Annotated in this window: 37 protein-coding genes; 11 read left to right on the top strand and 26 right to left on the bottom strand. The window is 63.5% G+C overall.

Annotation, left to right across the window (positions count from 1 at the left end; translation table 11 throughout):
* Nucleotide 1: 1 nt before the first annotated feature.
* The 21 genes from rplO to rpsJ form a co-directional block, all read right to left on the bottom strand.
* The gene (gene rplO, locus ACTNBK_RS01160) at nt 2-442 is read right to left on the bottom strand and encodes a 50S ribosomal protein L15 (protein ID WP_130848324.1); all 441 of its coding nucleotides are present in this window, start codon (nt 440-442) and stop codon (nt 2-4) included.
* Nucleotides 443-455: 13 nt separating this feature from the next.
* Nucleotides 456-638, bottom strand: coding sequence for a 50S ribosomal protein L30 (rpmD, locus tag ACTNBK_RS01155; RefSeq protein ID WP_033116895.1), 183 nt, complete (start codon nt 636-638; stop codon nt 456-458).
* 12 nt (nt 639-650) lie between these two features.
* The gene (rpsE, locus tag ACTNBK_RS01150; protein WP_130848325.1) at nt 651-1,151 is read right to left on the bottom strand and encodes a 30S ribosomal protein S5; all 501 of its coding nucleotides are present in this window, start codon (nt 1,149-1,151) and stop codon (nt 651-653) included.
* An 18-nt stretch (nt 1,152-1,169) separates the two neighbouring features.
* Nucleotides 1,170-1,529: a 50S ribosomal protein L18 gene (gene rplR, locus ACTNBK_RS01145; protein ID WP_130848326.1), complete on the bottom strand. Its 360-nt coding sequence runs from the start codon at nt 1,527-1,529 to the stop codon at nt 1,170-1,172.
* A gap of 14 nt (nt 1,530-1,543) precedes the next feature.
* On the bottom strand, nt 1,544-2,092 hold the full coding sequence (gene rplF / locus ACTNBK_RS01140; protein WP_441142893.1) for a 50S ribosomal protein L6: 549 nt from the start codon (nt 2,090-2,092) through the stop codon (nt 1,544-1,546).
* A gap of 16 nt (nt 2,093-2,108) precedes the next feature.
* Complete coding sequence (gene rpsH, locus ACTNBK_RS01135) at nt 2,109-2,507, bottom strand: 30S ribosomal protein S8 (protein WP_130848328.1); 399 nt, start codon at nt 2,505-2,507, stop codon at nt 2,109-2,111.
* Nucleotides 2,508-2,830: 323 nt separating this feature from the next.
* Nucleotides 2,831-3,016 carry a type Z 30S ribosomal protein S14 gene (locus ACTNBK_RS01130; protein WP_033116900.1) on the bottom strand — a complete coding sequence of 62 codons (186 nt, stop codon included), beginning with the start codon at nt 3,014-3,016 and terminating at the stop codon, nt 2,831-2,833.
* A 15-nt stretch (nt 3,017-3,031) separates the two neighbouring features.
* The gene (rplE, locus tag ACTNBK_RS01125) at nt 3,032-3,589 is read right to left on the bottom strand and encodes a 50S ribosomal protein L5 (protein WP_294512049.1); all 558 of its coding nucleotides are present in this window, start codon (nt 3,587-3,589) and stop codon (nt 3,032-3,034) included.
* 19 nt (nt 3,590-3,608) lie between these two features.
* A complete protein-coding gene (gene rplX, locus ACTNBK_RS01120) occupies nt 3,609-3,923 on the bottom strand; it encodes a 50S ribosomal protein L24 (RefSeq protein WP_243425237.1) in 315 nt (104 codons plus the stop codon).
* A 16-nt stretch (nt 3,924-3,939) separates the two neighbouring features.
* Entirely contained in the window at nt 3,940-4,308 is a 369-nt protein-coding gene (gene rplN, locus ACTNBK_RS01115) for a 50S ribosomal protein L14 (protein WP_130848331.1), read from the bottom strand.
* 12 nt (nt 4,309-4,320) lie between these two features.
* A complete protein-coding gene (gene rpsQ, locus ACTNBK_RS01110; protein WP_130848332.1) occupies nt 4,321-4,581 on the bottom strand; it encodes a 30S ribosomal protein S17 in 261 nt (86 codons plus the stop codon).
* Between the two features lie 17 nt (nt 4,582-4,598).
* A complete protein-coding gene (gene rpmC, locus ACTNBK_RS01105; RefSeq protein ID WP_294512041.1) occupies nt 4,599-4,796 on the bottom strand; it encodes a 50S ribosomal protein L29 in 198 nt (65 codons plus the stop codon).
* A gap of 2 nt (nt 4,797-4,798) precedes the next feature.
* Entirely contained in the window at nt 4,799-5,233 is a 435-nt protein-coding gene (rplP, locus tag ACTNBK_RS01100) for a 50S ribosomal protein L16 (protein ID WP_294512038.1), read from the bottom strand.
* The gene (rpsC, locus tag ACTNBK_RS01095) at nt 5,233-6,102 is read right to left on the bottom strand and encodes a 30S ribosomal protein S3 (protein WP_294512036.1); all 870 of its coding nucleotides are present in this window, start codon (nt 6,100-6,102) and stop codon (nt 5,233-5,235) included. The genes rplP and rpsC overlap by 1 nt, the downstream gene beginning before the upstream one ends.
* An 18-nt stretch (nt 6,103-6,120) precedes the next feature.
* Complete coding sequence (gene rplV / locus ACTNBK_RS01090; protein WP_130848335.1) at nt 6,121-6,453, bottom strand: 50S ribosomal protein L22; 333 nt, start codon at nt 6,451-6,453, stop codon at nt 6,121-6,123.
* Nucleotides 6,454-6,469: 16 nt separating this feature from the next.
* The gene (gene rpsS, locus ACTNBK_RS01085; protein WP_130848336.1) at nt 6,470-6,742 is read right to left on the bottom strand and encodes a 30S ribosomal protein S19; all 273 of its coding nucleotides are present in this window, start codon (nt 6,740-6,742) and stop codon (nt 6,470-6,472) included.
* A gap of 14 nt (nt 6,743-6,756) precedes the next feature.
* Nucleotides 6,757-7,593, bottom strand: coding sequence for a 50S ribosomal protein L2 (rplB, locus tag ACTNBK_RS01080; protein ID WP_294512029.1), 837 nt, complete (start codon nt 7,591-7,593; stop codon nt 6,757-6,759).
* A 14-nt stretch (nt 7,594-7,607) separates the two neighbouring features.
* A complete protein-coding gene (gene rplW, locus ACTNBK_RS01075; protein ID WP_204739344.1) occupies nt 7,608-7,898 on the bottom strand; it encodes a 50S ribosomal protein L23 in 291 nt (96 codons plus the stop codon).
* The gene (gene rplD, locus ACTNBK_RS01070) at nt 7,898-8,518 is read right to left on the bottom strand and encodes a 50S ribosomal protein L4 (RefSeq protein ID WP_130848339.1); all 621 of its coding nucleotides are present in this window, start codon (nt 8,516-8,518) and stop codon (nt 7,898-7,900) included. The genes rplW and rplD overlap by 1 nt, the downstream gene beginning before the upstream one ends.
* 17 nt (nt 8,519-8,535) lie before the next feature.
* A complete protein-coding gene (gene rplC / locus ACTNBK_RS01065) occupies nt 8,536-9,261 on the bottom strand; it encodes a 50S ribosomal protein L3 (RefSeq protein WP_441142887.1) in 726 nt (241 codons plus the stop codon).
* A 137-nt stretch (nt 9,262-9,398) separates the two neighbouring features.
* Nucleotides 9,399-9,713, bottom strand: coding sequence for a 30S ribosomal protein S10 (gene rpsJ, locus ACTNBK_RS01060; RefSeq protein WP_033116914.1), 315 nt, complete (start codon nt 9,711-9,713; stop codon nt 9,399-9,401).
* 569 nt (nt 9,714-10,282) lie between these two features.
* Between rpsJ and ACTNBK_RS01055 the strand changes: the two genes are divergently transcribed.
* The 11 genes from ACTNBK_RS01055 (at nt 10,283) to ACTNBK_RS01005 (ending at nt 20,812) form a co-directional block, all read left to right on the top strand.
* Nucleotides 10,283-10,744 (top strand): MarR family winged helix-turn-helix transcriptional regulator, encoded by a 462-nt coding sequence (locus ACTNBK_RS01055; protein ID WP_441142884.1) that lies wholly within the window; start codon nt 10,283-10,285, stop codon nt 10,742-10,744.
* A 1-nt stretch (nt 10,745) separates the two neighbouring features.
* Nucleotides 10,746-11,819: a putative glycoside hydrolase gene (locus tag ACTNBK_RS01050; protein ID WP_441142882.1), complete on the top strand. Its 1,074-nt coding sequence runs from the start codon at nt 10,746-10,748 to the stop codon at nt 11,817-11,819.
* A gap of 320 nt (nt 11,820-12,139) precedes the next feature.
* Entirely contained in the window at nt 12,140-12,463 is a 324-nt protein-coding gene (locus ACTNBK_RS01045) for a hypothetical protein (protein WP_441142880.1), read from the top strand.
* Nucleotides 12,454-14,409 carry a V-type ATP synthase subunit I gene (locus tag ACTNBK_RS01040; protein WP_441142878.1) on the top strand — a complete coding sequence of 652 codons (1,956 nt, stop codon included), beginning with the start codon at nt 12,454-12,456 and terminating at the stop codon, nt 14,407-14,409. The genes ACTNBK_RS01045 and ACTNBK_RS01040 overlap by 10 nt, the downstream gene beginning before the upstream one ends.
* Nucleotide 14,410: 1 nt before the next feature.
* A complete protein-coding gene (locus ACTNBK_RS01035; RefSeq protein ID WP_441142877.1) occupies nt 14,411-14,899 on the top strand; it encodes a V-type ATP synthase subunit K in 489 nt (162 codons plus the stop codon).
* Nucleotides 14,900-14,942: 43 nt separating this feature from the next.
* The gene (locus ACTNBK_RS01030) at nt 14,943-15,560 is read left to right on the top strand and encodes a V-type ATP synthase subunit E (protein WP_441142875.1); all 618 of its coding nucleotides are present in this window, start codon (nt 14,943-14,945) and stop codon (nt 15,558-15,560) included.
* Nucleotides 15,561-15,593: 33 nt separating this feature from the next.
* Nucleotides 15,594-16,595, top strand: coding sequence for a V-type ATPase subunit (locus ACTNBK_RS01025; protein ID WP_441142874.1), 1,002 nt, complete (start codon nt 15,594-15,596; stop codon nt 16,593-16,595).
* Nucleotides 16,588-16,914 (top strand): V-type ATP synthase subunit F, encoded by a 327-nt coding sequence (locus tag ACTNBK_RS01020; RefSeq protein ID WP_441142872.1) that lies wholly within the window; start codon nt 16,588-16,590, stop codon nt 16,912-16,914. The genes ACTNBK_RS01025 and ACTNBK_RS01020 overlap by 8 nt, the downstream gene beginning before the upstream one ends.
* A gap of 38 nt (nt 16,915-16,952) precedes the next feature.
* Nucleotides 16,953-18,728 (top strand): V-type ATP synthase subunit A, encoded by a 1,776-nt coding sequence (locus ACTNBK_RS01015; RefSeq protein ID WP_441142870.1) that lies wholly within the window; start codon nt 16,953-16,955, stop codon nt 18,726-18,728.
* On the top strand, nt 18,725-20,107 hold the full coding sequence (locus ACTNBK_RS01010; RefSeq protein WP_441142868.1) for a V-type ATP synthase subunit B: 1,383 nt from the start codon (nt 18,725-18,727) through the stop codon (nt 20,105-20,107). The genes ACTNBK_RS01015 and ACTNBK_RS01010 overlap by 4 nt, the downstream gene beginning before the upstream one ends.
* 3 nt (nt 20,108-20,110) lie before the next feature.
* Nucleotides 20,111-20,812, top strand: coding sequence for a V-type ATP synthase subunit D (locus ACTNBK_RS01005; RefSeq protein ID WP_441142866.1), 702 nt, complete (start codon nt 20,111-20,113; stop codon nt 20,810-20,812).
* A gap of 68 nt (nt 20,813-20,880) precedes the next feature.
* On the opposite strand, the gene ACTNBK_RS01000 is transcribed toward ACTNBK_RS01005, so the two are convergent.
* From ACTNBK_RS01000 to ACTNBK_RS00980, 5 genes are read right to left on the bottom strand one after another with little or no spacing between them, the layout of a single operon-like run.
* On the bottom strand, nt 20,881-21,357 hold the full coding sequence (locus ACTNBK_RS01000) for a DUF4358 domain-containing protein (protein ID WP_441142864.1): 477 nt from the start codon (nt 21,355-21,357) through the stop codon (nt 20,881-20,883).
* Nucleotides 21,354-22,343 (bottom strand): GDSL-type esterase/lipase family protein, encoded by a 990-nt coding sequence (locus ACTNBK_RS00995; protein ID WP_441142862.1) that lies wholly within the window; start codon nt 22,341-22,343, stop codon nt 21,354-21,356. Before ACTNBK_RS00995 ends, ACTNBK_RS01000 begins: the two co-directional genes overlap by 4 nt.
* Nucleotides 22,344-22,359: 16 nt before the next feature.
* Nucleotides 22,360-23,067 (bottom strand): YjjG family noncanonical pyrimidine nucleotidase, encoded by a 708-nt coding sequence (locus ACTNBK_RS00990; RefSeq protein WP_441142860.1) that lies wholly within the window; start codon nt 23,065-23,067, stop codon nt 22,360-22,362.
* Nucleotides 23,064-23,528, bottom strand: coding sequence for a threonine/serine exporter family protein (locus ACTNBK_RS00985; protein ID WP_441142858.1), 465 nt, complete (start codon nt 23,526-23,528; stop codon nt 23,064-23,066). Before ACTNBK_RS00985 ends, ACTNBK_RS00990 begins: the two co-directional genes overlap by 4 nt.
* Entirely contained in the window at nt 23,528-24,298 is a 771-nt protein-coding gene (locus tag ACTNBK_RS00980) for a threonine/serine exporter family protein (RefSeq protein WP_441142856.1), read from the bottom strand. Before ACTNBK_RS00980 ends, ACTNBK_RS00985 begins: the two co-directional genes overlap by 1 nt.
* Between the last annotated feature and the right edge of the window lie 8 nt (nt 24,299-24,306).

Below are 24,306 nucleotides of genomic sequence, written 5' to 3'. Positions count from 1 at the left end.
TTCAGACCACCTCGTACTTTCCACCTGCCGCCACGATCTTCTCCTTGGCGGAGGCGGAGAAAGCGTTGGCCCGGACGGTCAGCTTCTTCTCGAGGCTGCCGTTGCCCAGGATCTTCACGCCGTACTCACACTTGGAGAGGATACCCATCTCCAGAAGATCGCAGACGTTGACGGTGGCCCCATCTTCAAATTTGTTCAGGCTGGAGACGTTGACGATCTCCAGGGGCTTGGCGAAGATGTTGTTGAAGCCCCGCTTGGGGATGCGGCGGACCAGAGGCATCTGGCCGCCCTCGAAGCCGGCGCGGACACCGCCGCCGGAACGGGCCCACTGGCCCTTGTGGCCGCGGCCGGCGGTCTTGCCGTTGCCGGAGCCATGACCGCGGCCCTTACGGAAGGCGCTCTTGACAGAGCCGGGCGCGGGGGAGAGTTCATGCAGATTCATTTCGCGCACCTCCTCACTGTTCCTCGGTGACCTGGAGCAGGTAACCGATATGGGCGATCTTGCCGCGGGTAGCCTCGTTGTCGGGCTGCACGGTGGTGTCGCCGATCTTGCGCAGGCCCAGAGCCTCGGCAGTCGCCTTGTGCTTGGCGATGCGGCCGTTCAGGCTCTTGACCAGCTTGATGTTCAGCTTAGCCATTTCTAGCCCTCCTTAACCTACGATCTCGTCCACGCTCTTGCCGCGGACACGGGCGACCTCCTCGGGACCACGGAGAGCCTTCAGGCCCTCGAAGGTGGCGGAGACCACGTTCTGCTGATTGTTGGAGCGCAGGCACTTGGCACGGATGTCCTTGATGCCGGCGGCTTCCATGACGGCACGGACAGGGCCGCCAGCGATGATGCCGGTACCGGGGCCAGCGGGCTTCAGAAGCACGCGGCCGGCGCCGAACTCACCAATGACCTCGTGGGGAATGGTGGTGCCGGACAGGCTCACATTGATCATGTTCTTCTTGGCGTCCTCGATGCCCTTGCGGATGGCCTCGGGCACCTCAGCGGCCTTGCCCAGGCCGAAGCCCACGCGGCCCTTCTCGTCGCCCACGACCATGAGAGCGGCGAACTTGAAGATACGGCCGCCCTTAACGGTCTTGCTGACGCGGTTCAGAGAAACGAGCTTCTCGGTGAACTCGCTGGGTTCTCTTTCAAATCTAGCCATGTTCGTTCTCTCCTCCCCTTAAAATTCCAGGCCGCCCTCACGGGCGCCCTCGGCCAGGGCCTGGACCCGGCCGTGGTAGACGTAACCGCCACGGTCGAAGACCACGGTGGTGATACCGGCGGCCTTGGCGCGCTCGGCCACCAGCTGACCCACCATCTTGGCGGCGTCGGTCTTGGTGCCGTCGCAGTTGAAGCTCTTCTCCAGGGAGGAAGCGGAGACCAGGGTCTTACCGGCCACATCATCGATGATCTGGGCGTAGATGTTGGTCTCGCTGCGGAACACGTTCAGGCGGGGTCTCTCGGGCGTGCCGGAGATTTTTCCGCGCACTCTCTTGTGGCGCTTAAGCCGCTGAGCGTTGGTATTGGGTCTGTTGATCATTTAGGCACACCTCCTTATTTCTTCTTGACGCCGGTCTTGCCTTCCTTGCGGCGGATGACCTCGTCAGTGTATTTGATACCCTTGCCCTTATAAGGCTCGGGGGGTCTTTTCTCTCTGACCTCGGCGGCAAACTGGCCCACCTTCTGCTTGTCGGCACCAGAGATGACAATCTTGTTGGGGTTGGGCACGTCGATGGAGATACCCTCGGGCTCCTCCATGGTGACCTGATGGGAGAAGCCCAGGTTCATGACCAGCTTCTTCCCCTCCTTGGCCACACGGTAACCAACACCGTTGACGTCCAGCTCCTTCTTGAAGCCGTCGGTCACACCCACCACCATGTTGTGGAGCAGGCTGCGGGTCAGGCCGTGCAGGGCACGGTTCTCCTTGGCGTCGTTGGGACGGGTCACGTGGAGCTCGCTGCCCTCCTGGCTGATGGTCATGGCGGGGCTGAGCTGCTGGGTGAGGGAGCCCTTGGGGCCCTTCACAGTGACCAGATTGTCGCTGCCGATGGTGATTTCCACGCCGGCGGGAACAGAGATAGGCGCTCTTCCGATTCTAGACATTTCTCTCTCTCCCTCCTTACCACACGAAGGCCAGGACTTCACCGCCGACATGCTGCGCGCGGGCAGCCTTGTCGGTCATGACGCCCTTGGACGTGGACACGATGGCGATACCCAGTCCGCGGAGGACACGGGGGAGCTCGTCGGCTCCGGCGTACACCCGCAGGCCGGGCTTGGAAACACGGCGAAGGCCGGTGATGACCTTTTCCTTGTTAGCGTTGTACTTCAGGGTGATGCGGATCACGCCCTGAGTGCCGTCGTCGATCAGCTGGAAGTTCTTGATATAGCCTTCATCCAGCAGGATCTGGGCGATGGACTTCTTCATGTTGGACGCGGGCACGTCCACGGTGTCATGCTTGGCGTTGTTCGCGTTGCGGATGCGGGTGAGCATATCCGCAATGGGGTCCGTGATATGCATGAGACTTTACCTCCTTATAGAGTTACAGGCCGCAGCCTGTTTCGGCGGAAGGTATCGGAGCTAGGTGGGCTCCGACCTGTTGACCACCGGCTGGGGATTTATTCAAAAGCCGTGGTGGGGGCGGCACAAGGCCGCCCCTCTGACAGCTTTTGGACCTTTGGAACGCTCCGTCGGGAGCAGCTTGGTGAAGCTCGTTTCGTCAGGCAGGCGGAACGAGATTTACCAAGAGGCCAGCCTCGCAGGGAAGCGGCTTCCAGGCAAGCAGCGGGACCGAAGGCGTACTTTGTGTACGTCGAGGGAGCGCTGCGCGGCATGGGAGTCGATTACCAAGAGGCCTTCTTCACGCCGGGAATCTGGCCCTTGTAAGCCAGCTCGCGGAAGCAGATACGGCAGATGCCGTAGTCACGCAGGTAAGCGTGGGGACGGCCGCAGATCTTGCACCGGTTGTAGCGCCGGGTGGAGAACTTGGGCTCACGCTGCTGCTTGAGGATCATAGATTTCTTAGCCATTTGTCATTCTCCTCCTTACGCCTGGGCGAAGGGAGCGCCGATCTGGGTCAGCAGCTCCTTAGCCTCTTCGTCGGTCTGAGCGGTGGTGCAGAACACGATGTCCAGGCCGCGGATCTTGTCGATCTTGTCATACTCGATCTCGGGGAAAATGAGCTGCTCCTTCAGGCCCAGGGCGTAGTTGCCGCGGCCGTCGAAGGCGTTGGGGTTGATGCCCCGGAAGTCACGCACACGGGGCAGAGCCACGTTGAAGAGACGATCCAGGAACTCCCACATACGGTCGCCGCGGAGGGTAACCTTGGCGCCGATGGGCATGCCCTCACGGAGCTTGAAGTTGGCCACGGACTTCTTGGCCTTGGTGATGATGGCCTTCTGGCCGGTGATCTTGGTCAGGTCGCCCACGACGGCCTCCAGGACCTTGGAGTTGTCCCGGGCCTCGCCGCAGCCACAGTTGACCACGATCTTGTCCAGCTTGGGGATCTGCATGGTGGACTTGTAGCCGAACTTCTGCATGAGAGCAGGAGCGACCTCGGCCAGGTACTTCGCCTTCAGGTTAGGCACTTTCTTATCAGCCATTGTCTATTCTCCTCCTCTCTCAGATCTCGGCGCCGCACTTCTTGCAGATGCGGACCTTCTTGCCGCCCTCGACCTTGTGGCCGATGCGGGTGGGCTTGTTGCACTTGGGGCAGACCTTCTGCACCTTGCAGGCATAGATGGGGGCTTCCTTCTTCAGGATGCCGCCCTCCTCGCCCTGCTTGCGGGGCTTGGTGTGACGGGAGACCACGTTGACCTTCTCCACGATCACCTTGCTCTCCTTGGGCATGACGGCCAGGACCTTGCCCTGCTTGCCCTTGTCCTTGCCGGAGAGCACGACCACCAGGTCGTCCTTCTTGATGCTCATCTTGTTCATGTTCTCTCCTACCCCCTTACAGCACTTCGGGAGCCAGGGACAGGATCTTCATGTAATCCTTGTCGCGCAGCTCGCGGGCCACGGGCCCAAAGATACGGGTACCGCGGGGATTCTTGTCGTCCTTGATGAGAACGGCGGCGTTGTCGTCGAAACGGACATAGCTGCCGTCGGCGCGGCGGACGCCCCGGGAGGAGCGGACGATAACGGCCTTGACAACCTCGCCCTTCTTCACGGTGCCGCCGGGCTGAGCCTTGCGGACGGAGGCCACGATCACATCGCCGATGTTGCCGAACTTGCGCTTGGAGCCGCCCAGCACACGGATGGTCTTGATCTCCTTGGCGCCGGTATTATCGGCGACCTTCAGATAGCTTTCCTGCTGAATCATAACGGCACCTCCTTACTTCGCTTTCTCGATGATCTCGACCACGCGCCAGCGCTTGTCCTTGGACAGGGGGCGGGTCTCCATCACCTTGACGCGGTCACCCACGCCACAGGAATTCATCTCGTCATGGGCCTTGAGCTTGTAGGTCCGCTTGACGATCTTCTTATACAGAGGGTGGGCCACACGGTCGGCGATGGCCACAACCACGGTCTTATCCATCTTATCAGAGACAACCAGGCCGACTCTGGTCTTGCGGGAAGAAGTTCTGTTTTCCATCTTCTATTTCCTCCTTCTTATCGGCCTGCGAGCTGCTGCTCACGGATCACGGTCTTGATTCGGGCAATGTCTTTCTTGACCTCCGCGATGCGGATGGGGTTGTCGAGCTGATTGGTGGCGTGCTGCAGCCGGAGCTGGAACAGGTCCTTCTTCAGGTCCAGCAGCTTGGCGTCCAGCTCAGCAGCGGACATCTTGCGTACCTCAGTTGCCTTCATCATTATTCACCACCATTCTCGGTCTCGGCGGTCTGCTTCGCCACGATCTTGCACTTGACAGGCAGCTTGTGGGAGGCCAGACGCAGGGCCTCGCGGGCGACCTCCTCGGAGACGCCGGCGATCTCAAACATGACACGGCCGGGCTTGACCACGGCCACCCAGTACTCGGGGGAGCCCTTACCGGAACCCATGCGGGTCTCAGCGGGCTTCTCGGTGATGGGCTTATCGGGGAAGATCTTGATCCAGACCTTACCGCCACGCTTGGTGTAACGGGTCATGGCGATACGGGCGGCCTCGATCTGGTTGGAGGTGATCCAGGCGGGCTCGGTGGCCTGGAGGCCAAACTCACCGTAAGTGACGGTGTTGCCACGGGTGGCCTTGCCCTTCATGCGGCCGCGGTGGACGCGGCGGTATTTCACTCTCTTAGGCAGCAGCATTAGTTGGCGCCTCCTTCCTTAGGTGCAGCGGGAGCGGCGGGACGGGCGCCGCCCTGAGGACGGGCCCCACCCTGGGGACGGTTGAAGCCGCCCTGACGGGGGCCGCGGTCGCCGTTTCTCCGGTCACCGCCAAAGCCGGGCTTGCGATCGCCGAACTTGCGGTCGTCGCGGCGGCGGGGACGGTCGGGGCGCTCCTTAAAGTTCTTGGTGTCCAGGGTGCGGGGGGTGGTCCGCAGGGCCTGGGAGAGGACCTCGCCCTTGTAGATCCAGCACTTCACACCGATGCGGCCGTAAGTGGTAGCGGCCTCGGCAAAGCCGTAATCGATGTCAGCGCGGAGGGTCTGCAGGGGAATGGTGCCATCGTGATAGTGCTCGGTGCGGGCAATCTCGGCGCCGTTCAGACGGCCGGAGCACTGCACCTTGATGCCCAGGGCGCCCATACGCATGGCGCGGCCCATGGCGTTCTTCATGGCGCGGCGGAAAGCGATACGCTTCTCCAGCTGCTGGGCGATGTTCTCAGCCACCAGCTGGGCATCCATATCGGGGTTCTTGACCTCAACGATGTTGAGGGCCACGCTCTTGCCGATCATCTTCTCGACCTCGAGGCGGATGCGCTCGATCTCAGTGCCGCCCTTGCCGATGACCACGCCGGGGCGGGCGCAGTGCAGGTAGATGCGCACCTTGGCGTTGTCCCGCTCGATCTCGATCTTGGGGATGCCGGCGGAATACAGGGTCTTCTTCAGGTAGTTGCGGATCTTGTTGTCCTCGACCAGCAGGTCGCCCACCTTCTCATTGCGGGCATACCAGCGGGAGTCCCAATCCTTGATAACACCCACGCGCAGGCCGTGGGGATTCACTTTCTGTCCCATAGATTCTGCCTCCTCCCTTTAGCGCTCTTCCACAGCGATGGTGACGTGAGAAGTGCGCTTGTTGATCCGGTAGCCGCGGCCCTGAGCCCGGGGCATCATGCGCTTGATGATGGGGCCGGGGGTGGCGAAGGTCTCGGAGACATACAGCTTCTCGGGGTCCATCCCGTGGTTGTTCTCGGCGTTGGCCGCGGCGCTCTTGAGGAGCTTGAGCATGGGCTCAGAGGCGGCCTTGGGGGTATTCATCAGGATCGCGGTGGCCTGGGCCACGCTCTTCCCACGGATCAGGTCGCAGACGATCTGCACCTTGCGGGGAGAGATCCGGACATATCTCAGATGTGCTTTGGCTTCCATACTATCTCTCTCCTCCTTACTTGCCGGACTTGGCGCCCGCGTGACCCTTAAAGGTGCGGGTGGGGGCGAACTCGCCCAGCTTGTGGCCGACCATATCCTCGGTCACATAGACGGGCACGTGCTTGCGGCCGTCGTGGACGGCGAAAGTGTGACCGACGAAGGCGGGGAAGATGGTGGAGGCACGGCTCCAGGTCTTCAGGACCTTCTTGTCCCCGGTCTTGTTCATCTCATCGACCCGCTTGAGCAGCTCGGGGGCGCAAAACGGGCCTTTCTTAATGCTTCTGGACATGTTTCACAGCCTCCTTACTTCGCGTTGCGGTGCTTGACGATGAACTTCTCAGTACGGTTCTTCGTCTTGCGGGTCTTGTAGCCCATGGCCGGCTTGCCCCAGGGGGTAACAGGGCCGGGACGACCGACGGGGCTCTTGCCCTCGCCGCCGCCGTGGGGGTGGTCATTGGGGTTCATGACGGAGCCGCGGACGGTGGGCCGCCAGCCCATGTGGCGCTTACGGCCGGCCTTACCGATCTGGATGTTGGCGTGGTCGGTGTTGCCCACCTGACCGATGCAGGCCTTGCACTCCTCACGGATATAGCGGACCTCGCCGGAGGGCAGACGGACCTGAGCCATGCCGTTCTCCTTGGCCATCAGCTGGGCGGCCACACCGGCGGAGCGCACCAGCTGGGCACCCTTGCCGGGGTAGAGCTCGATGTTGTGGATGAGCTCGCCCACGGGGATGTTGGCAATGGGCAGGCAGTTGCCGGGCAGGATGTCGGCCTCGGGGCCGGACACGATCTTGTGGCCGGGCTTCAGGCCCACGGGAGCCAGGATATAGGCCTTCTCGCCGTCGGTGTACTGGATGAGGGCGATGTTGGCGGAGCGGTTGGGGTCGTACTCCAGGCGGATCACGGTGGCCTCGACGCCGTCCTTCTGGCGCTTGAAGTCGATGATGCGGTACTTGCGCTTGTTACCGCCGCCGCGGTGGCGGACAGTGATGCGGCCGTAGCTGTTGCGGCCGGCGTTCTTCTTCAGGTTCTCAATCAGGCTGCGCTCGGGCTTGGCCTTCTTGTCGATGCCCTCGAAGGCCGACACGGTCATGTGGCGGCGGGAGGGCGTCGTGGGCTTATAAGTCTTGATTGCCATTCCTCTTCTCCTCCTTACGCCTCAAAGAACTCGATGGCCTTGGAGTCGGCGGTCAGAGTGACCATGGCCTTCTTCCAGGAGGCGCGGCGGCCAGCAGGGTAACGGCCCAGGCGCTTCTCCTTGCCATACATGTTGATGGTGTTGACCTTGGCCACCTTCACGCCGAAAATCTCCTCCACCGCCTTGGCGATCTCGATCTTGTTGGCGTCCTTGGCGACCTCAAAGGTGTAGCGCTTGTCCTCGGTCATCGACATGGACTTCTCGGTGATGATGGGGCGCTTGATGATGTCATAAGCCTTAGTCATTACGCGAACACCTCCTCGATGACGGCCAGCGCAGCCTTGTCCACGATGAGCTGCTTGGCATTCAGGATGTCATAGACGTTGATGAGCTTGGCGGTGGTGGCGGACACGCCGGGGATGTTCCGGGCGGACTTGACCACGTTCATGTCCACCTCAGGGGTGACCAGCACGGCCTTGCCGGCGTTCACGGCGTTGAGGAAGCTCTGGACGGTCTTGGTCTTGATCTCGGGGACGGTCAGGCTGTCCACCACGATCACGTTGCCCTCGGCGGCCTTGGCGGAGAGGACGCTCTTCAGAGCCAGGCGGCGCACCTTCTTGTTGAGGGTGTAGCGGTAGGACCGGGGCTTGGGGGCGAACACGATGCCGCCGTGGGTCCACTGGGGAGCCCGGGTGGAACCCTGACGGGCGCGGCCGGTGCCCTTCTGACGGTAGGGCTTGATGCCGCCGCCGGAGACCTCGGCGCGGGTGAGGGCGGACTGGGTACCCTGGCGGCAGTTGGCCAGGTGATTCTTCACAACGGCGTGGACGACGGTCTCGTTGGGCTCGATCCCGAACACAGCTTCGGAGAGCTCCACTTCGCCGATCTGAGCGCCGGTCATGTTAACAACGATTGCCTTAGGCATTTGGTCTCTCTCCTTTCTTACTTGTTACGGGCGGAAGCCTTCTGGGGATTGACGCGGGCGGAGGCCTTCTGCGGGTTGATGCTGGCGTTGGCAGCGGCGCCCTTCTCCTTGACGTTGATCACGGAGTTGCGCACGTACACGATGCCGCCCTTGGGGCCGGGGATGGCGCCGCGGACAGCGATGATGCCCAGCTCATTGTCCACCTTGACCACGTCCAGGTTCAGGACAGTGACCTGCTCGTCGCCCATGTGGCCGGCGCCGATCTTGCCCTTGAAGATCCGGGAGGGATCGGTGGCGGGGCCCATGGAACCGGCGTGACGGTGCACAGGACCGCCGCCGTGGGTGGTGGGGGTGCGGCCGGCGCCATAGCGCTTCACAACGCCGGCGTAGCCCTTACCTTTGCTGACGCCGGTGACGTCCACGCGGTCGCCCTCAGCGAAGGTGTCCACCTTGATCTCGTCGCCCACGTTGAGGGCGGCGGTGTTGGAGAGCTTGAACTCCTTGAGGTACTTCTTCCGGGCGTCGCCAGCCTTCTTCAGGTGGCCCAGCTCGGGCTTGGTGAGCTTCTTCTCGGCAACGTCCTCGTAGCCCAGCTGCACGGCCTCGTAGCCGTCCTTCTCAGCGGTCTTCTTCTGCACCACGGTGCAGGGGCCCGCCTCGATGACGGTAACGGGGATGACGCGGCCGGCTTCATCGAAGATCTGGGTCATGCCCACTTTCTTGCCGATGATCGCCTTTTCCATAGTGTGACTTCCTCCTTGTTAAGGTTATTGGTCGGGAGAGGTGTGCATTGGGCTCACATTGCTCTGCCGACTTGACCCGTCCGCCTCAAAACGCGGCGGACTGCGGTGCAAACAGTGGGATGCGCGGCATGCGTGGATCAGAGTTTGATCTCGATCTCGACGCCGGCGGGGAGCTCCAGAGCCATCAGAGCCTCCACGGTCTTGGGGGAGGGCTTGATGACGTCGATGAGGCGCTTGTGGGTGCGCCGCTCGAACTGCTCACGGGAGTCCTTGTACTTGTGGACGGCGCGCAGGATGGTCACGACCTCCTTCTTGGTGGGAAGGGGCACGGGACCGGACACGGTGGCGCCGGTGCGCTTGGCGGTCTCCACGATCTTCTCAGCGCTCTGGTCGATGAGCTGGTGATCGTAAGCCTTGAGGCGGATGCGGATCATTTCCTTCTGAGCTGCCATGGTTTGTTCCTCCTTGAAAAACATACGAAGTGGTTCTGCTTGCCTTGCCGCTCCGTACGGTGAGAAATCTTTTATACACTCTCTCGTGCGTATCACTCCGAGGCATAAACAAGACCGGCATGCTAAAAGCCGGCCGGTCCCATCCAAGCGCGGCGATATACGCCAAGCGCATGAGATCTCTCAGCCGCCCGATCAACGGACATACTCCGTAGAAGTTACCTCATTTCTGAGCAATCTCCTACATCATCGCAGACTGCGCCCTTAAAGGCGCTTGATTATGATATAACAGATACCCGTCAATGTCAAGCACAAATCACACAAAAATCGCTGTGTTGCCAAGGTTTTTCTGTGCCTCTCCCCAAGGCCAACCGCCGTCCGTCATCTTTCCTCCTTTTTCGCCCGTTCTACTATTATATATATTTAAGGTAGGGGCCTTGTTTTTTACGGGTAAAGAAAGTATAAACATTTCGTTAACCTTTCTCTGGAAGAATTGACGCAGGCGGCGGAAAGAGCTATGCTTTGATGTCGTAAGTATTGATCTGCCCCCCTGTGGAAAGGAGTATCCAGCGATGAACGGTTCCATTGATATCCTGATGACCTATCTGCGGGTGTCGCAGCACATGTCCCGGCTGTTCCGCAGTCATTTTGGCCGTCTTCAGCTGACCTTTCCCCAGGCCTTGGTTCTCAACGTGCTGGGCGAAGAAGGCCCCCTACCTATCAGCGCCCTGGCCGAGCGGACGGGGAGCGCCAACTCCACCGTCTCCGGTATCGTGGACCGGCTGGAGAAGCTGGAGCTGGCCCGGCGGGTCCGCTCCGGGGAGGACCGCCGGGTCATCTATGTGGCGGTCACCGACAAATATCAGTCCCTGCGGGAGCGGGCCGAGGCCAACGTGGGCGGCTATTTTGACTCGGTGCTCTCCACCATGACAGCCGAGGATCGTGACATGGTGGCCCGGGCCCTACTCCGGCTGGACGAGGCCCTGCTGGCAAAGGAGCGCGACGGGGAGCAGTTTGAGGAGGAAGAACTCTGAGATGAGACGGAATCGCTCTTATGGCCGGGGCTGCTATTCTAGCTACCGGGGCCGCTCCGCCCTCAGCACCCCTTTGAAGGTCATCGCCATCCTCCTGGCGGTGGTGCTAGTTCTCTCGGTGGCCGCTCTCTTCTTCCTGGAGCCCTATTGGGTCTACTCCGCCGACGGCGGCCGGCTCCTCCTCCCCTGGGTTCAGGAAAATGAGGAGGATTCCGCTCCCCTGCCTTCCGTCTCTCAGCCCCTGGTGGTCCTCACCCCCGAACCTAAGCCGGAGGAGCTTCTCCACGCCTTGCTGTTGCCCCAGTCGGCCCTCACTGATGGCTCTGTTCAGACCCAGCTGGAGCAGTCTAACGCCACCGCCGCCCTCTTCGACATGAAGGCCGATGACGGCACCCTGGCCTTCGTCTCAGCCTCCCCCCTCGCCATCAGCGCCGGGGTCAACGCCGCCGCCGGCACCAACGAGGCCATCGCCACCCTCAACGCCCAGGAGGACCTCTACACCGTAGCCCGCCTTTCCTGCTTCCGGGACAATACCATGCCCCGCTACCGCAACGACCTGGCCCTCCGCTCCTCCGGCGGAAACTGGCTGGACAGCGACGGCATCCGCTGGCTCTCCCCCGCCTACCAGGAGAACCAGCAGTACATCACCGATCTGTGTCTGGAGCTGGCTGGGCTGGGCTTTGACGAGATTCTGCTGGACTACGCCGCCTTCCCCCTCGCCGGAAACCTGAACGGCATCCGCACCGGCGCCGCCTATGAGCCCGACACCCTGGCCCAGACGATCCAGGCCTTTTATACCCAGGTAGCCGCTGCTCTTGAGGCCGCCTACCCCCAGGTCCGGCTCTCGGTTGTGGCCGACCCCGCCGCCCTCACTGCCGGCGGTGCCAGTCAGAGCGGTCAGGCCCTGACCATGGCCTCCGCAGTAGACCGAGTGTGGGTATGGGGCCTGGGTGAGGACCGGGACGCCTGCGAGGAGCTGCTGGGCCAGGCCGGTCTGGAGGCACCCAAGTCGGATTTGGTGTCCATCGCGGCTCAGGCCGGCCCCGAGGACCGGAGCTGGGCCTTGTGGACCTGAAGTCTGGCAAAAGCCATGCCAATTCCGTTCTGTTGCCTTGTCTGGACCCGAATTTTCTCTTAGCAAAAAAATTTTTTATACCATATTTTTGCTTTTTCAACATAGTTTGTAAATAGTTCCAGTATATTTGTCTATTTGGAGAGCTCGACAGAATTTTATCTTGTGCGAGCTCTCCAAAATTTTTTCTTATGGTACTACCAATTTGAAAAGTGGTCCGTGTTTTTGAGTTGATTTTGCCGGTAAAAGCGTGTATGATGATAAGTATTCTGGGGCAGTATTCCAGCAGATGGGATCAACTGCATCTGAAAGGCGGTGATGGAATGTCTTTGGAAGCAGTCCAAAGGGTGACCGAGGCCGAGGAGAAGGCCCGTGCCCGTAGGGCGGAGGCAGCCGAGGCGTGTAAGAAGCTAGTATCCGACGCGGAAGAGGCTGGGAAGGCCAAGCTGGACCAGGCCCGGCGCGCGGCGGAAGCCCAGGCGGCAGAGGTGTTAGCCAAGGCGGAAGCAGCTGCGGCAAAGGACGCGCAGGCCGTGGAGCAGGAGACTAAAAAGTCCTGTGACGCTTTGCGCAAGGCGGCGGCTGGCCGGCTGGACAACGCTGCGGCACTCATTATCAGAAGGGTAGTGGGAGACTCATGTCCATAGTCAAAATGAAACACCTGCGGCTCTTCGCTATGGCCGCAGACCGGGAGGAACTGCTCCGGCAGCTCCAGCACCTGGGCTGCGTGGAGATCCGGGAGCCCGACCAGGAGCTCTCTGATCCGGAGTGGGCCTCCTTTACCCGGGTGGATGACACGGCTCTGGCCGACACCAAGGCCAAGGCCGACCGGCTGAGGGCCGCCCTGGACCTTCTCAACCACTATGCCCCCTCCAAGGGCGGCATGTTCCAGGCCCGCCCCATGGTCACTGAGGCCCAACTCTTCGACGAGTCGGTGCGGCAGGAGGCCATGGAGGCCGCCCAGCGCATCTCCGACCGGGACACCCGTATCGCAGCCATCTACAACGAGCAGAGCAAGCTCACCGCCCAAAAGGCCGCACTGGCCCCCTGGCTGGAGCTGGACACCCCTCTGGACACCCCCTCCACCCGGGAGGTGTCGGTGACCTTCGGCGCCGTCTCCGGCAACGCCGACCGGCACGCCGTGGAGACCGCCCTGGCGGCGGTCACCGAGCTGGCACAGCTCAACTGGGCCGGCCGGGACCGGGAGTTCCAGTATGTGCTGGTGCTGTGCCACCGCTCCGCCGAGGAGGAGGCCATGGGCGTCCTCAAGACCTTCGGCTTTACCCCCGCCTCCCTCCGGGGCTGGACGGGCACCGCCCGGGCCAACACCGACGCTATCGACGCCCAGCTCTCCGCCCTCTCCCAGGAGCTGGAGGAGTGCAAGGCGGCCATCGGCCAGGAGGCCGGTCACAAGGAGGCCCTGAAGCTGACCATCGACCGGCTCACCCAGGACGTGCAGCGGGAGGAGGTCAAGAGCCGTCTCCTCTCCACCGGAGCCACCCTCTTCCTGGAGGGCTGGGTGCCAGCGGATAAGCTGAGCAAGGTGGAGGCCGTGCTCACCCAGCACGCGGCGGCCTGGGAGGCCACCGACCCGGAGCCGGAGGAGTACCCTCAGGTACCCATCCAGCTCAAGAACAACATCCTGACCAAACCCCTCAACATGGTCACCAACATGTACGTCCTCCCCGCCTATGACGGGGTGGACCCCAATCCCCTTATGGCCCCCTTCTTCATCTTCTTCTTCGGCCTCATGATGGCCGATATGGCCTACGGCATCCTGATGATCGCCGGCGGTCTCTTCATGCTCAAGAAGATGCGTCCCAAGGGCACCATGGCGGATATGGCCGGTCTGCTGGTCCTCTGCGGCATCAGTACCTTTATTATGGGCGCCCTGACCGGCGGCTTTTTGGGTGACTTCATCCCCCAGATTGCCAAGATCATCAATCCCGACACCACCTTTACCTCTCTGCCCTATCTCTTCACCCCCCTCACCGACACCCTGGCCATCCTGGTGGGCTCTCTGGCCCTGGGCCTTTTGCAGGTCATCACCGGCATGGTCATCAGCGTGGTGCGGAAGGTGCAGGCCGGCAACTGGGCCGACGCCCTGTGGGACGAGGTGACCTGGTGGGTCATCCTGGCCGGCATCGCCCTGGCGGTGCTGGGCATCGGCAGCGTGGGCGGCTACCCCGTGGTCCTCATCGTGGGTCTGGTGATGCTCCTCTACGGCGGCACCCGGAACGCCAAGGGCCTGGGCAAGATCAGCTCCCTCATCGGCACCGTGTACAACGGCGCCACCGGCTTCTTCAGCGACATCCTCTCCTACGCCCGGCTCATGGCCCTGATGCTGGCCGGCAGCGTCATTGCCCAGGTCTTCAACACCCTGGGCTCGGTGACCGGGAATGTGGTGGGCTTTGTCATCATCTCCCTCATCGGCAACATGCTCAACTTCGCCCTGAACCTGCTGGGCTGCTACGTCCATGACCTGCGGCTCCAGTGTCTGGAGTTCTTCGGGCGGTTCTACAAGGAGGGCGGCAAGCCCTTCCGTCCCCTGTTTATCAACACCAAATATGTAGACATCAAGGAGGAACAATAACATGTTGGCATTTTTTGAGTCGTTTGGCGGAATTGGTCTGGCTTTCCTTGGCGCCGCTCTGGCGGTTGGCCTGTGCTGCGTGGGCTCCGCCAAGGGCACCGGCATGGTGGGCGAAGCGGCCACCGGCCTTCTGAGTGAGAATCCCGAGCACTTCTCCAAGTGCCTGATCCTGCAGGTCCTCCCCGGCACCCAGGGTCTGTACGGCCTGGTCATCTGGTTCTTCGCCCTCTTCACCATGGGCGCCTTCTCCGGCGGCATCGTGGACCTCTCCGTCACCAACGGTCTGACCATCTTCGTCTCCTGTATCCCCATGGCCATCGGCGGCTGGCTGTCCGCCATCTATCAGGGCCGCGTGGCCGCCTCCGCCATCAACGTGGTTGCCAAGAAGCCCGACGACTGGGCCAAGGGCATCATCCTCTGCGGTATCGTTGAGTTCTACGCCATCCTGTCTCTGCTGGCCTCCGTGCTGCTGCTGATGAACGCCCTGTAAGGGTGCGCCTCCGCAACGAGACAGGAAGGAAAGGCGGTAACCTATGAACGGAATCGAAAAAATCACCGGTCAGATCAACGCCGACGTCCAGAAGGAGATCGACGCCGCCCTGGACCAGGCCCGCGCCCAGGCCCAGGAGATCGAGGCCCGGTATGAGTCCCAGGCCCAGACCCAGGCGGAGGCCATCCGCCGCAAGGGCGAGCAGGACGCCGCCCTCCGTCAGGAGCGGCTGGTGGACGTGGCCAAGCTGGAGGCCCGGAAGACCATCCTGGCCGCCAAGCAGGACATGGTGGGGCAGGCCTTTGACCTGGCCCTGAAGAAGCTGCTGGAGCTCCCCGACCAGGAGTACATCGCCCTGCTGGCCAAGCTGGCCGTGGCCGCCTCCCGCACCGGGCACGAGCAGGTCATCTTCTCTCAAAAAGACCGTTCCCGCTACGGGAAGCAGGCTGTGACCATGGCCAACGACATGCTGGCCAAGAAGGCCGGTCCCCGGGCCGACGAGAGCGCCGGCAGGCTCACCCTGGCCGAGGAGTCCCGGCCCATGGCCGGCGGCCTCATCCTACGGGATGGCCGGGTGGAGACCAACTGCTCCTTTGAGGTGCTCATCCACCTCCAGCGGGACGCCCTCTCCGCCGAGGTGGCCAGGGCTCTGTTCGCATGACGGCCCAACGCCACATGGAAAGGAGGGTGTAACGTGGCCAAAAAACTGAAGGAATACGACTACCTCTATATCTCCGCCCGCATCCACGCCATGGAGACCAAGCTCCTGACCCGGGATCGGATGGAGCGGATGCTCTCCGCCCGCAGTGCGGAGGAGGCGGCCAAGGTGCTCGCCGAGTGCGGCTACGGGGACTTCCCGTCCCTCACCCCCGCCGCCATCGAGCAGACCTTGGACGCGGCCCGGCTCTCGCTCTTCGCCGAGCTGCGCCGCGCCGCCCCCGACCCGGCCATCGTGGACGTGTTCTGCATCAAATATGACTATCACAACGCCAAGGTCCTGGTGAAGGCCGAGGCCACCGGCCAGTCCCCCGACGAGCTGCTGCTGGACGCCGGGCGCTATCCCGCTGCCCGCCTCAAGGAGGACTACGTCCAGGGCGACCTGAGCCGGTACAGCGCCACCTTCGCCCAGGCGGTGGCCCAGGCCAAGGAGCTGCTGGCCTCCAGCGGCGACCCCCAGGCCGCCGACCTGCTGCTGGACCAGGCCTACTACACCGAGATGCTCGCCGCCGCCAAAGCTGCCCGCAGCTCCTTCCTGGAGGGGTATGTGCGGCTGTCCATCGACAGCGTGAACCTGCGCTCGGTGGTCCGCGCCGCCCGCATGGGCAAGGGCCCCGACTTTCTGCGCCGGGTGCTTCTGCCCGGGGGCAACGTAAAGACCGACAGCCTCCTGGCCGCCGGCTCCGGCGCCGCCGATCTGGCGGGGGTCTTTGCTCACACCTACCTCACCGCGGCGGCCCAGGAGGGCGCCGAGGCCATGCGTGGTGGCAGCCTCACCCAGTTCGAGCGGCTGTGCGACAACGCCCTCACCACCTACCTCTCCCAGGGCAAGCGGGTGGCCTTCGGGGAGCACCCCCTCATCGGCTACCTCTACGCCAAGGAGAGCGAGCTGACCACCATCCGGATCATCCTCACCGGCCGTCTGGCCGGTCTGGACGCCGAGACCATCCGGGAAAGGCTGCGTGAGAGCTATGTCTAACGAGAACTATCACATCGCCGTGCTGGGGGACCAGGACAGCGTGCTGGGCTTCAAGGCCCTGGGGCTGGACGTCTACCCCGCCGAGACGGTGGAGGCCGCCCGTGAGATCCTCCACCGCCTGGCCCGGGAGAACACCGCCATCATCTACCTCACCGAGGAGCTGGCCGCCGGGCTGGAGCACGAGATCGCCCGCTACAAGGACGCCCTCACCCCCGCCATCATCCTCATCCCCGGCAAGTCCGGCTCCCTGGGCATCGGCATGGCCAACGTGAAGAAGTCCGTGGAGCGGGCCGTGGGTGCCGATATTCTCGGCGGGTAAGCCCATCATTGAATTCACCCGAAAGAAGGTCGAAATATTTGAGCGGAAAGATTGTCAAAGTCTCCGGACCGCTGGTGGTGGCCACCGGACTTTCGGACGCCAACATGGCCGACGTGGTCCGCGTGGGCGAGCAGCGCCTCATCGGTGAGATCCTCACCATGAACGGCGACTCGGCCTCCATCCAGGTCTACGAGGAGACCTCCGGCCTGGGTCCCGGCGCGGCGGTGGAGACCACCGGCTCCCCCCTGTCCGTGGAGCTGGGCCCCGGCCTCATCGAAAACATCTACGACGGCATCCAGCGCCCCCTGGAGGGCATCATGAAGATCGCCGGCTCCACCATCACCCGCGGCATCGAAGTCCCCGCCCTGGACCGGGAGAAGAAGTGGGACTTCGTGGCCACCGCCAAGAAGGGCGACAAGGTGGTGGGCGGCGACGTCATCGGCACCGTCCAGGAGACCCCCTCCGTCCTCCACAAGATCATGATCCCCCCCAGAATGAGCGGCACCATCGAGTCCATCAAGTCCGGCTCCTTCACGGTGCTGGACACCGTGGCCGTGCTGGTGGACGACAAGGGGGAGAAGCACGACCTCACCATGGTACAGAAGTGGCCCGTCCGTGTGGGCCGGCCCTACAAGCACAAGTATCCCCCCAAGACCCCCCTGCTCTCCGGTCAGCGCATCGTGGACGCCCTCTTCCCCGTGGCCAAGGGCGGCACCGCCGCCATCCCCGGCCCCTTCGGCTCCGGCAAGACCGTCATGCAGCACCAGCTGGCCAAGTGGTCCGACGTGGACATCGTCATCTACATCGGCTGCGGCGAGCGCGGCAACGAGATGACCGACGTGCTCCGGGAGTTCCCCGAACTGGTGGACCCCCGTACCGGCGAGTCCCTGATGAAGCGGACCGTCCTCATCGCCAACACCTCCGATATGCCCGTGGCCGCCCGTGAGGCCTCCATCTACACCGGCATCACCATCGCCGAGTACTTCCGCGACATGGGTTACGACGTGGCCGTCATCGCCGACTCCACCTCCCGCTGGGCCGAGGCCCTGCGTGAGATGTCCGGCCGTCTGGAGGAGATGCCCGGCGAGGAGGGCTACCCCGCCTACCTGGCCTCCCGTCTGGCCCAGTTCTACGAGCGGGCCGGCTCCGTGGAGTGCATCACCTCCCAGGGCGACCGCCGCGGCTCCCTGACTGCCGTGGGCGCCGTGTCCCCTCCGGGCGGCGACCTCTCCGAGCCCGTCTCCCAGGCCACCATGCGGATCGTCAAGGTGTTCTGGGCCCTGGACTCCTCCCTGGCCTACCGCCGCCACTTCCCCGCCATCAACTGGCTCAACTCCTACTCCCTGTATCTGGACTCCCTGAAGCCCTGGTACGATGAGCACCTGGGCAAGCAGTTCATGATGAACCGCGACAAGGCCATGTCCATCCTCCAGGAGGAGGCCAGCCTCAACGAGATCGTCCAGCTGGTCGGTAAGGACTCCCTGTCCGCCGGCGACCAGCTCACCCTGGAGACCGCTAAGATGCTCCGTGAGGACTTCCTCCAGCAGAACGGCTTCCTGGAGGTGGACTGGTACTCCAACTACGACCGCCAGGACAAGATGCTGGGCATGATCCTGGAGTACGACCAGCGCTGCCGGGCCGCCATCGCCAAGGGCGCCAACGTCACCGAGCTCTTCGCCATCCCCTTCCGGGAGAAGATGGGCCGGGCCAAGACCGTCCCCGACAGCGAGTACGCCGCCGTTTACGCCGACATGGACAAGGAAATGGCCCAGGAGATCGACGCCGTGGCGGCCAAGGGAGGTGAAGACGCATGATCCGTGAATATCGTACCATCCAGGAGATTAACGGCCCTCTGATGCTGGTCAAGCAGGTCCAGGGGGTCACCTACGACGAGCTAGGCGAGATCGAGCTGCCCAACGGTGACCTGCGTCACTGCAAGGTGCTGGAGGTCAACGGCGACAACGCCGTGGTCCAGCTCTTCGAGCCCTCCGCCGGCATCAACCTGAAGGAGTCCAAGATCCGCTTCCTGGGCCACCCCCTGCAGCTGGGCGTCTCCGGCGACATGCTGGGCCGCGTCTTCAACGGCATGGGCCGGCCTATCGACGGCGGCCCCGACATCCTGGCCGAGGAGTTCCGGGACATCAACGGCCTGGCCATGAACCCTGCTGCCCGGGACTACCCCAACGAGTTCATTCAGACCGGTATTTCCACCATTGATGGATTGAATACGCTGGTCCGTGGTCAGAAGCTGCCCATCTTCTCCGGCTCCGGTCTGCCCCACGCCAACCTGGCCGCCCAGATCGCCCGTCAGGCCCGTGTGCTGGGCGACGACGCCGGCAACTTCGCCGTGGTCTTTGCCGCCATCGGCATCACCTTCGAGGAGTCCGATTTCTTCATCCAGGACTTCCGCCGCACCGGCGCCATCGACCGCACCGTCCTCTTCACCAACCTGGCCAACGACCCCGCCGTCGAGCGTATCGCCACCCCCCGTATGGCCCTCACCGCCGCCGAGTACCTGGCCTTTGAGAAGGGCATGCACGTGCTGGTCATCCTCACCGACATCACTAACTACGCCGAGGCCCTCCGTGAGGTGTCGGCGGCCAAGAAGGAGGTCCCGGGCCGCCGCGGCTACCCCGGCTACCTCTACACCGACCTGGCCACCATGTACGAGCGGGCCGGCCGCCGTCTGGGCTGCCCCGGCTCCATCACCATGATCCCCATCCTCACCATGCCCGAGGACGACAAGACCCACCCCATCCCCGACCTCACCGGCTACATCACCGAGGGGCAGATCATCCTCTCCCGTGAGCTCTACCGGAAGGGCGTCAATCCCCCCGTGGACGTGCTGCCCTCCCTGAGCCGTCTGAAGGATAAGGGCATCGGCGTGGGCAAGACCCGTGAGGACCACGCCGGCACCATGAACCAGCTCTTCGCCGCCTACGCCACCGGTAAGGAGAACAAGGAGCTCATGAGCATCCTGGGCGAGGCCGCCCTCTCCCCCACCGACCTGCTGTACGCCAAGTTCGCCGACGAGTTTGAAAAGCGCTATGTCTCCCAGGGCAGCGATGAGAACCGCTCCATCGAGGAGACCCTGAACCTGGGCTGGGAGCTTCTCTCTATCCTGCCCACGTCGGAGCTGAAGCGGATCAAGCCGGAGCATATCGAGAAATACCTCCCGAAAAAGGAGGGATAAGGTATGCCCGCCATCAATGTGAACCCGACCCGACAGGAACTGACCCGGCTCAAAACCCGACTCAAGACCTCTATCCGGGGCCATAAGCTGCTCAAGGATAAGCGTGACGAGCTCATGAAGCAGTTTCTGGATGTGGTGCGGGAGAACCGCGCCCTCCGGAAGAAGGTGGAGGACGCCCTCATGGCGGCCCATGGCTCCTTTACCGTGGCCAGTGCCCTCATGTCCACCGAGATGCTCAAGCAGTCCCTCATGTACCCCAAGCAGTCTGTGGAGCTCACCATGGACTTTCAGAATATCATGTCCGTGAACGTGCCCCAGTATCACTTCAAGACCCGCACCGCCGACGCCGGAGACGTGTATCCCTACGGCTTTGCCGCCACCTCCGGCGCCCTGGACGACGCGGTGGACGCCCTCTCCGGCGTCTTTCAGGACATGCTGCGCCTGGCGGAGATGGAAAAGACCTCCCAGCTCCTGGCCGAGGAGATCGAAAAGACCCGCCGCCGCGTCAACGCTCTGGAGTACGTCAAGATCCCCCAGATGCAGGAGGCCATCAAGTATATCTCCATGAAGCTGGATGAGAACGAGCGCTCCAACACCATCCGCCTCATGAAGGTGAAGGACATGCTCCTCAAGGAGTCCATCGAGGAGAAGCGGGAGGCCGACCAGGCCGCCATGAAGTCCTTCGAGGCCCAGGAGGAGCTGTAAGGCCCCTTCCCCATTTGGATATAAAAAATACCCTGCCGGTACCGGCAGGGTATTTTTTATGGACTTTTTTACTTCGTGCTGCCGTCGCCGTCCAGGACGGCGCTGACGGCGTCGTAGTCGGCGGCCACCACCAGCACCACGGTGTTGCCCGCCTGGCGGACCACGGCGTTCTTCAGCTTGGGCAGGTCCTCGGGCTTGTACTGGACCTCGGTCTCGGTCTCGGTCTGGGCTGCCACATGGGCCTCCACCGCCGTCTTGGCCGCCTCGGCGGCCTTCTCGTCGGCCATGGTCAGCACGGCCAGCTCCTCATAGCCCCCCTCCAGGGAGGTGTAGACCACCGCCGCCGTGGGCGCGTCCTCCAGCCCCAGGTAGGCCGACACCATGTCGGCGTCCAGCTGGGAGAGCTCCTGGGTGAAGGCCCCCGAGTCCAACAGGGCCTTGGACGTGGTCTCCGGGTCGTAGCCCGCCGGGGCGGGGTCTTTTCCGCCGCAGGCGGCCAGGACGACCAGGGCCAGAGCCGTCAAAAGAATGGTCAGCTTTTTCATTCAGACATCTCCTCTGTCTCCGCCACCGGCTGTCCCGCGGCGTACTCCGCCGGGTCCACGGTGTGGGTCTTTAAGTAGGCGTACCACTTCTCATACCAGCTTCGGGTGAAGTGGATACCGTCGGTGGTCCCCTCCGGGGGCAAAATTCCGGCGTCGTTCACCAGGGCGGAGGCCACATCCACATAGACCACACCCTTGTCGGCGCACACCTGCCGGAGGAGGGTATTATACCGGGCCACGTTGTCGTTGTTGAGCCAGGAGGCCGGGTTGGTCTTGTGGGCCTTCTCCGGCTCCAGAGGCACCAGGGACTGGATGTAGATGACGGCCTCCGGCTGCCGGGCCCGGATCTCGTCCACCGTCCGGGAAAAGGCCTCGGTGAAGGCGCCATCGTCCCCATAGCCCAGCTCATTGATGCCAAACATGAGGTAAACCTTGGCGTACTGCTTCCCGTCCAGCCACTCCAGCACCAGCTTCTTGTCCCCCACGCCGTTGAGGGGCACGGCCCGCTGGTCCACCCGGTCATTGCCCACCACGTGGAAGATCATGAGGGACTTATAGGCCAGAAAGTCCGCCCCCCGGATACCGCTGTATAGCCGCAGGCCGTCGGTACGTGAGTCCCCGATAAAGACGGCGTCGGAGAACCAGTCGTCCTCCACCGGTTCCGTCTCCGGCGCGGGCTGGGTGAAGTCAAAGGCGGGCACCGGTGTAGGTGTTGGCGTAGGAGTGGGCTCCGGCGGGACGGGGGCAGCCGTCTCCACGGTGACTGGCCCAGAGGCCTCCGGCGGCATCACCGCCCGGGTCCCAGCCGGTGGGGCCTGGGTCTCCGCCGCCGGGGCGGAGGACTGGGCCAGCGCCCCCAGGGATACCGCCCCCACAAGAACCACGCAGGCCAACAGGGCGCTCAGGGCCAGCCGCCGCCGGTGGCCCACCTCCCGGTCTCGCTTCTTGGACTTGGGAGCGCCGGGCGCTCCCCCAGTTTTCTGCATGCCTAGGATCTCCTCTCTATGTATTCCGAGGTGTGAAACAGATGATACGCCCCACCTCCTCCAGGGAGCGGGCGGTATAGGTTGGGTTCAGCTCCGCCGGAGCAGTGCCGCCTCCGGGGGCAAACCAGATGACGTCCAGGCCGGCACACAGGGCCCCCTTTACATCGGAGCCCAAGCCGTCCCCCACCATGACGCAGCGGCTCTGGTCCTCCGCCCCCATGGCGGAGAGGGCCGCGCGGAAAAAGGCCGGCTCCGGCTTCCGGGTCCCCATCTCCCCCGAGATGAAGAGCCGCTCCAGGTAGGGGGCCAGGGGGGAGCCCGCCAGCCGGGCATACTGGACCCGGGCCACCCCGTTGGTGGCCAGGGCCAGGCGGCAGCCCGCCTCCCGCAGAGTGCGGCACAGTGCCTCCGCCCCCGGGAGAAGGAAGGAGCACTCTCCCAGGTGGTCCAAGTACCGGCGGTTCATCTCCGCCGGGTCGGCGGACCGGCCCAGGCGCTCCCCCAGCAGGCGGAACCGCTCCACTGTGAGGAGGTCCTCCTCTGCCTCCCCCCGGTCGAAGGCCGACCACAGGGCGTGGTTGATCTCCAGATAGGCCCGTTTGGTCCCCTCCTCACGGGGCCAGCCGAACTCCGCCAGCACGGCGTCCAGGGCCTGGGCCTCAGCGGCGTCGAAGTCAAAGAGGGTGTTGTCGGCGTCCAGCAGGACGATGTCATAGCGTCTCAAGGCTGCTCTCCCCTTTCCGTCCGCCGCCGGTGCTGGAGCATGCTGTACATCCGCACCAGGGAGGAGACCACCAGCACTCCCACCGCCAGGGACCCGGCGATGCTCAGGGTGTGGAGGCCGGTGTTGAGGAAGTCCTGGGTGTTGCCCCGGAGGGCGGCGTCCATCATGTTGTAGATGCCGGCGCCGGGCACCAGGGGGATGAATGCGATGAGCAGATAGCCGGTGGCGGGGCACTTGCGCACCCGGGCCATGACCTCGGCGTAGGCCGAGAGAAAGACCGCCGCCCAGAAATACTGGATGACGTCGTTGTTCCCCATGATGGGCCCGGTGAGGAGGTAGACCAGCCAGGCCAGGGCACCCCCCAGGGAGCAGAGCACCGCCCCCAGGCCGTTGATGCGGAAGAGGACGCAGAAGCCCAGGCAGGCCAGAAAGGCGTAGAGGCAGGGCAGGAACAGCTCCATCACAGCACCCCCCAGACCGCGCTCACCAGGCTGAGGGCCACGCCGGTGCCCAGGGCGATGCCGGCGCCGGTGAGCAGGGCCTCGGCCAGCTTGACCAGGCCGGACATCATATCCCCGGCCATGATGTCCCGCATGAAGTTGGTGATGACCAGCCCGGGCGCCTGGGCCATGATGGCGCCGGTGATGATGAGGTCGATGTGCTCCCCCACCCCCAGGTCGGTGAGACCGGCGGCCAGCAGACCGCAGAAAAAGCCGCCCACCATGGCCTTGAAGAAGAGGTTGGTGCCCAGCCGGGCCAGGAAGGGGACCACCAGTCCCACGGCCAGGCCGCAGACACCGCCGCAGAAGGCGTCCCGGGCGGTGCCGCCGAAGAAGAGGCAGAAGGCCGAGGTGAGGAGCACATAGGCCGCCAGCTCCACCGCCATGGGGGTGCGGTGGACCTCTCGGATCACGCCGTCCAGCTCCCCGGCCGCCCGGTCCAGGTCGGGAGGACAGGCACACAGCCGCCGGCACAGATCGTTGAGGGCCTCCATCCGGCCGATGTCGGTGCCGTGGCCGGGCACCCGGCGCATCTGTGTAATAGGCTTCTGGCCCGGCGCCGTCAGGCTGACGATGACGCAGTTGGGGATGACAAAGACCTCTCCCGTCTCCACCCCGTAGGCGGTGAGCAGGTAGTGGACCGACTCCTCCACCCGGTAGATCTCCGCACCGCTGAGCAGGAGGTGATAGCCCAGATCGCTGCTCAGGGTCAGCAGTTTATCATAATCCAAGGCCGTCG

Origin of the sequence: Intestinimonas sp. HCP28S3_D6, from assembly GCF_052065695.1 — a bacterium.
GTDB lineage: Bacteria > Bacillota > Clostridia > Oscillospirales > Oscillospiraceae > Intestinimonas.
Note: the sequence above shows the minus strand (reverse complement) of the source record. Positions and strands in the feature narration are given on the sequence as shown.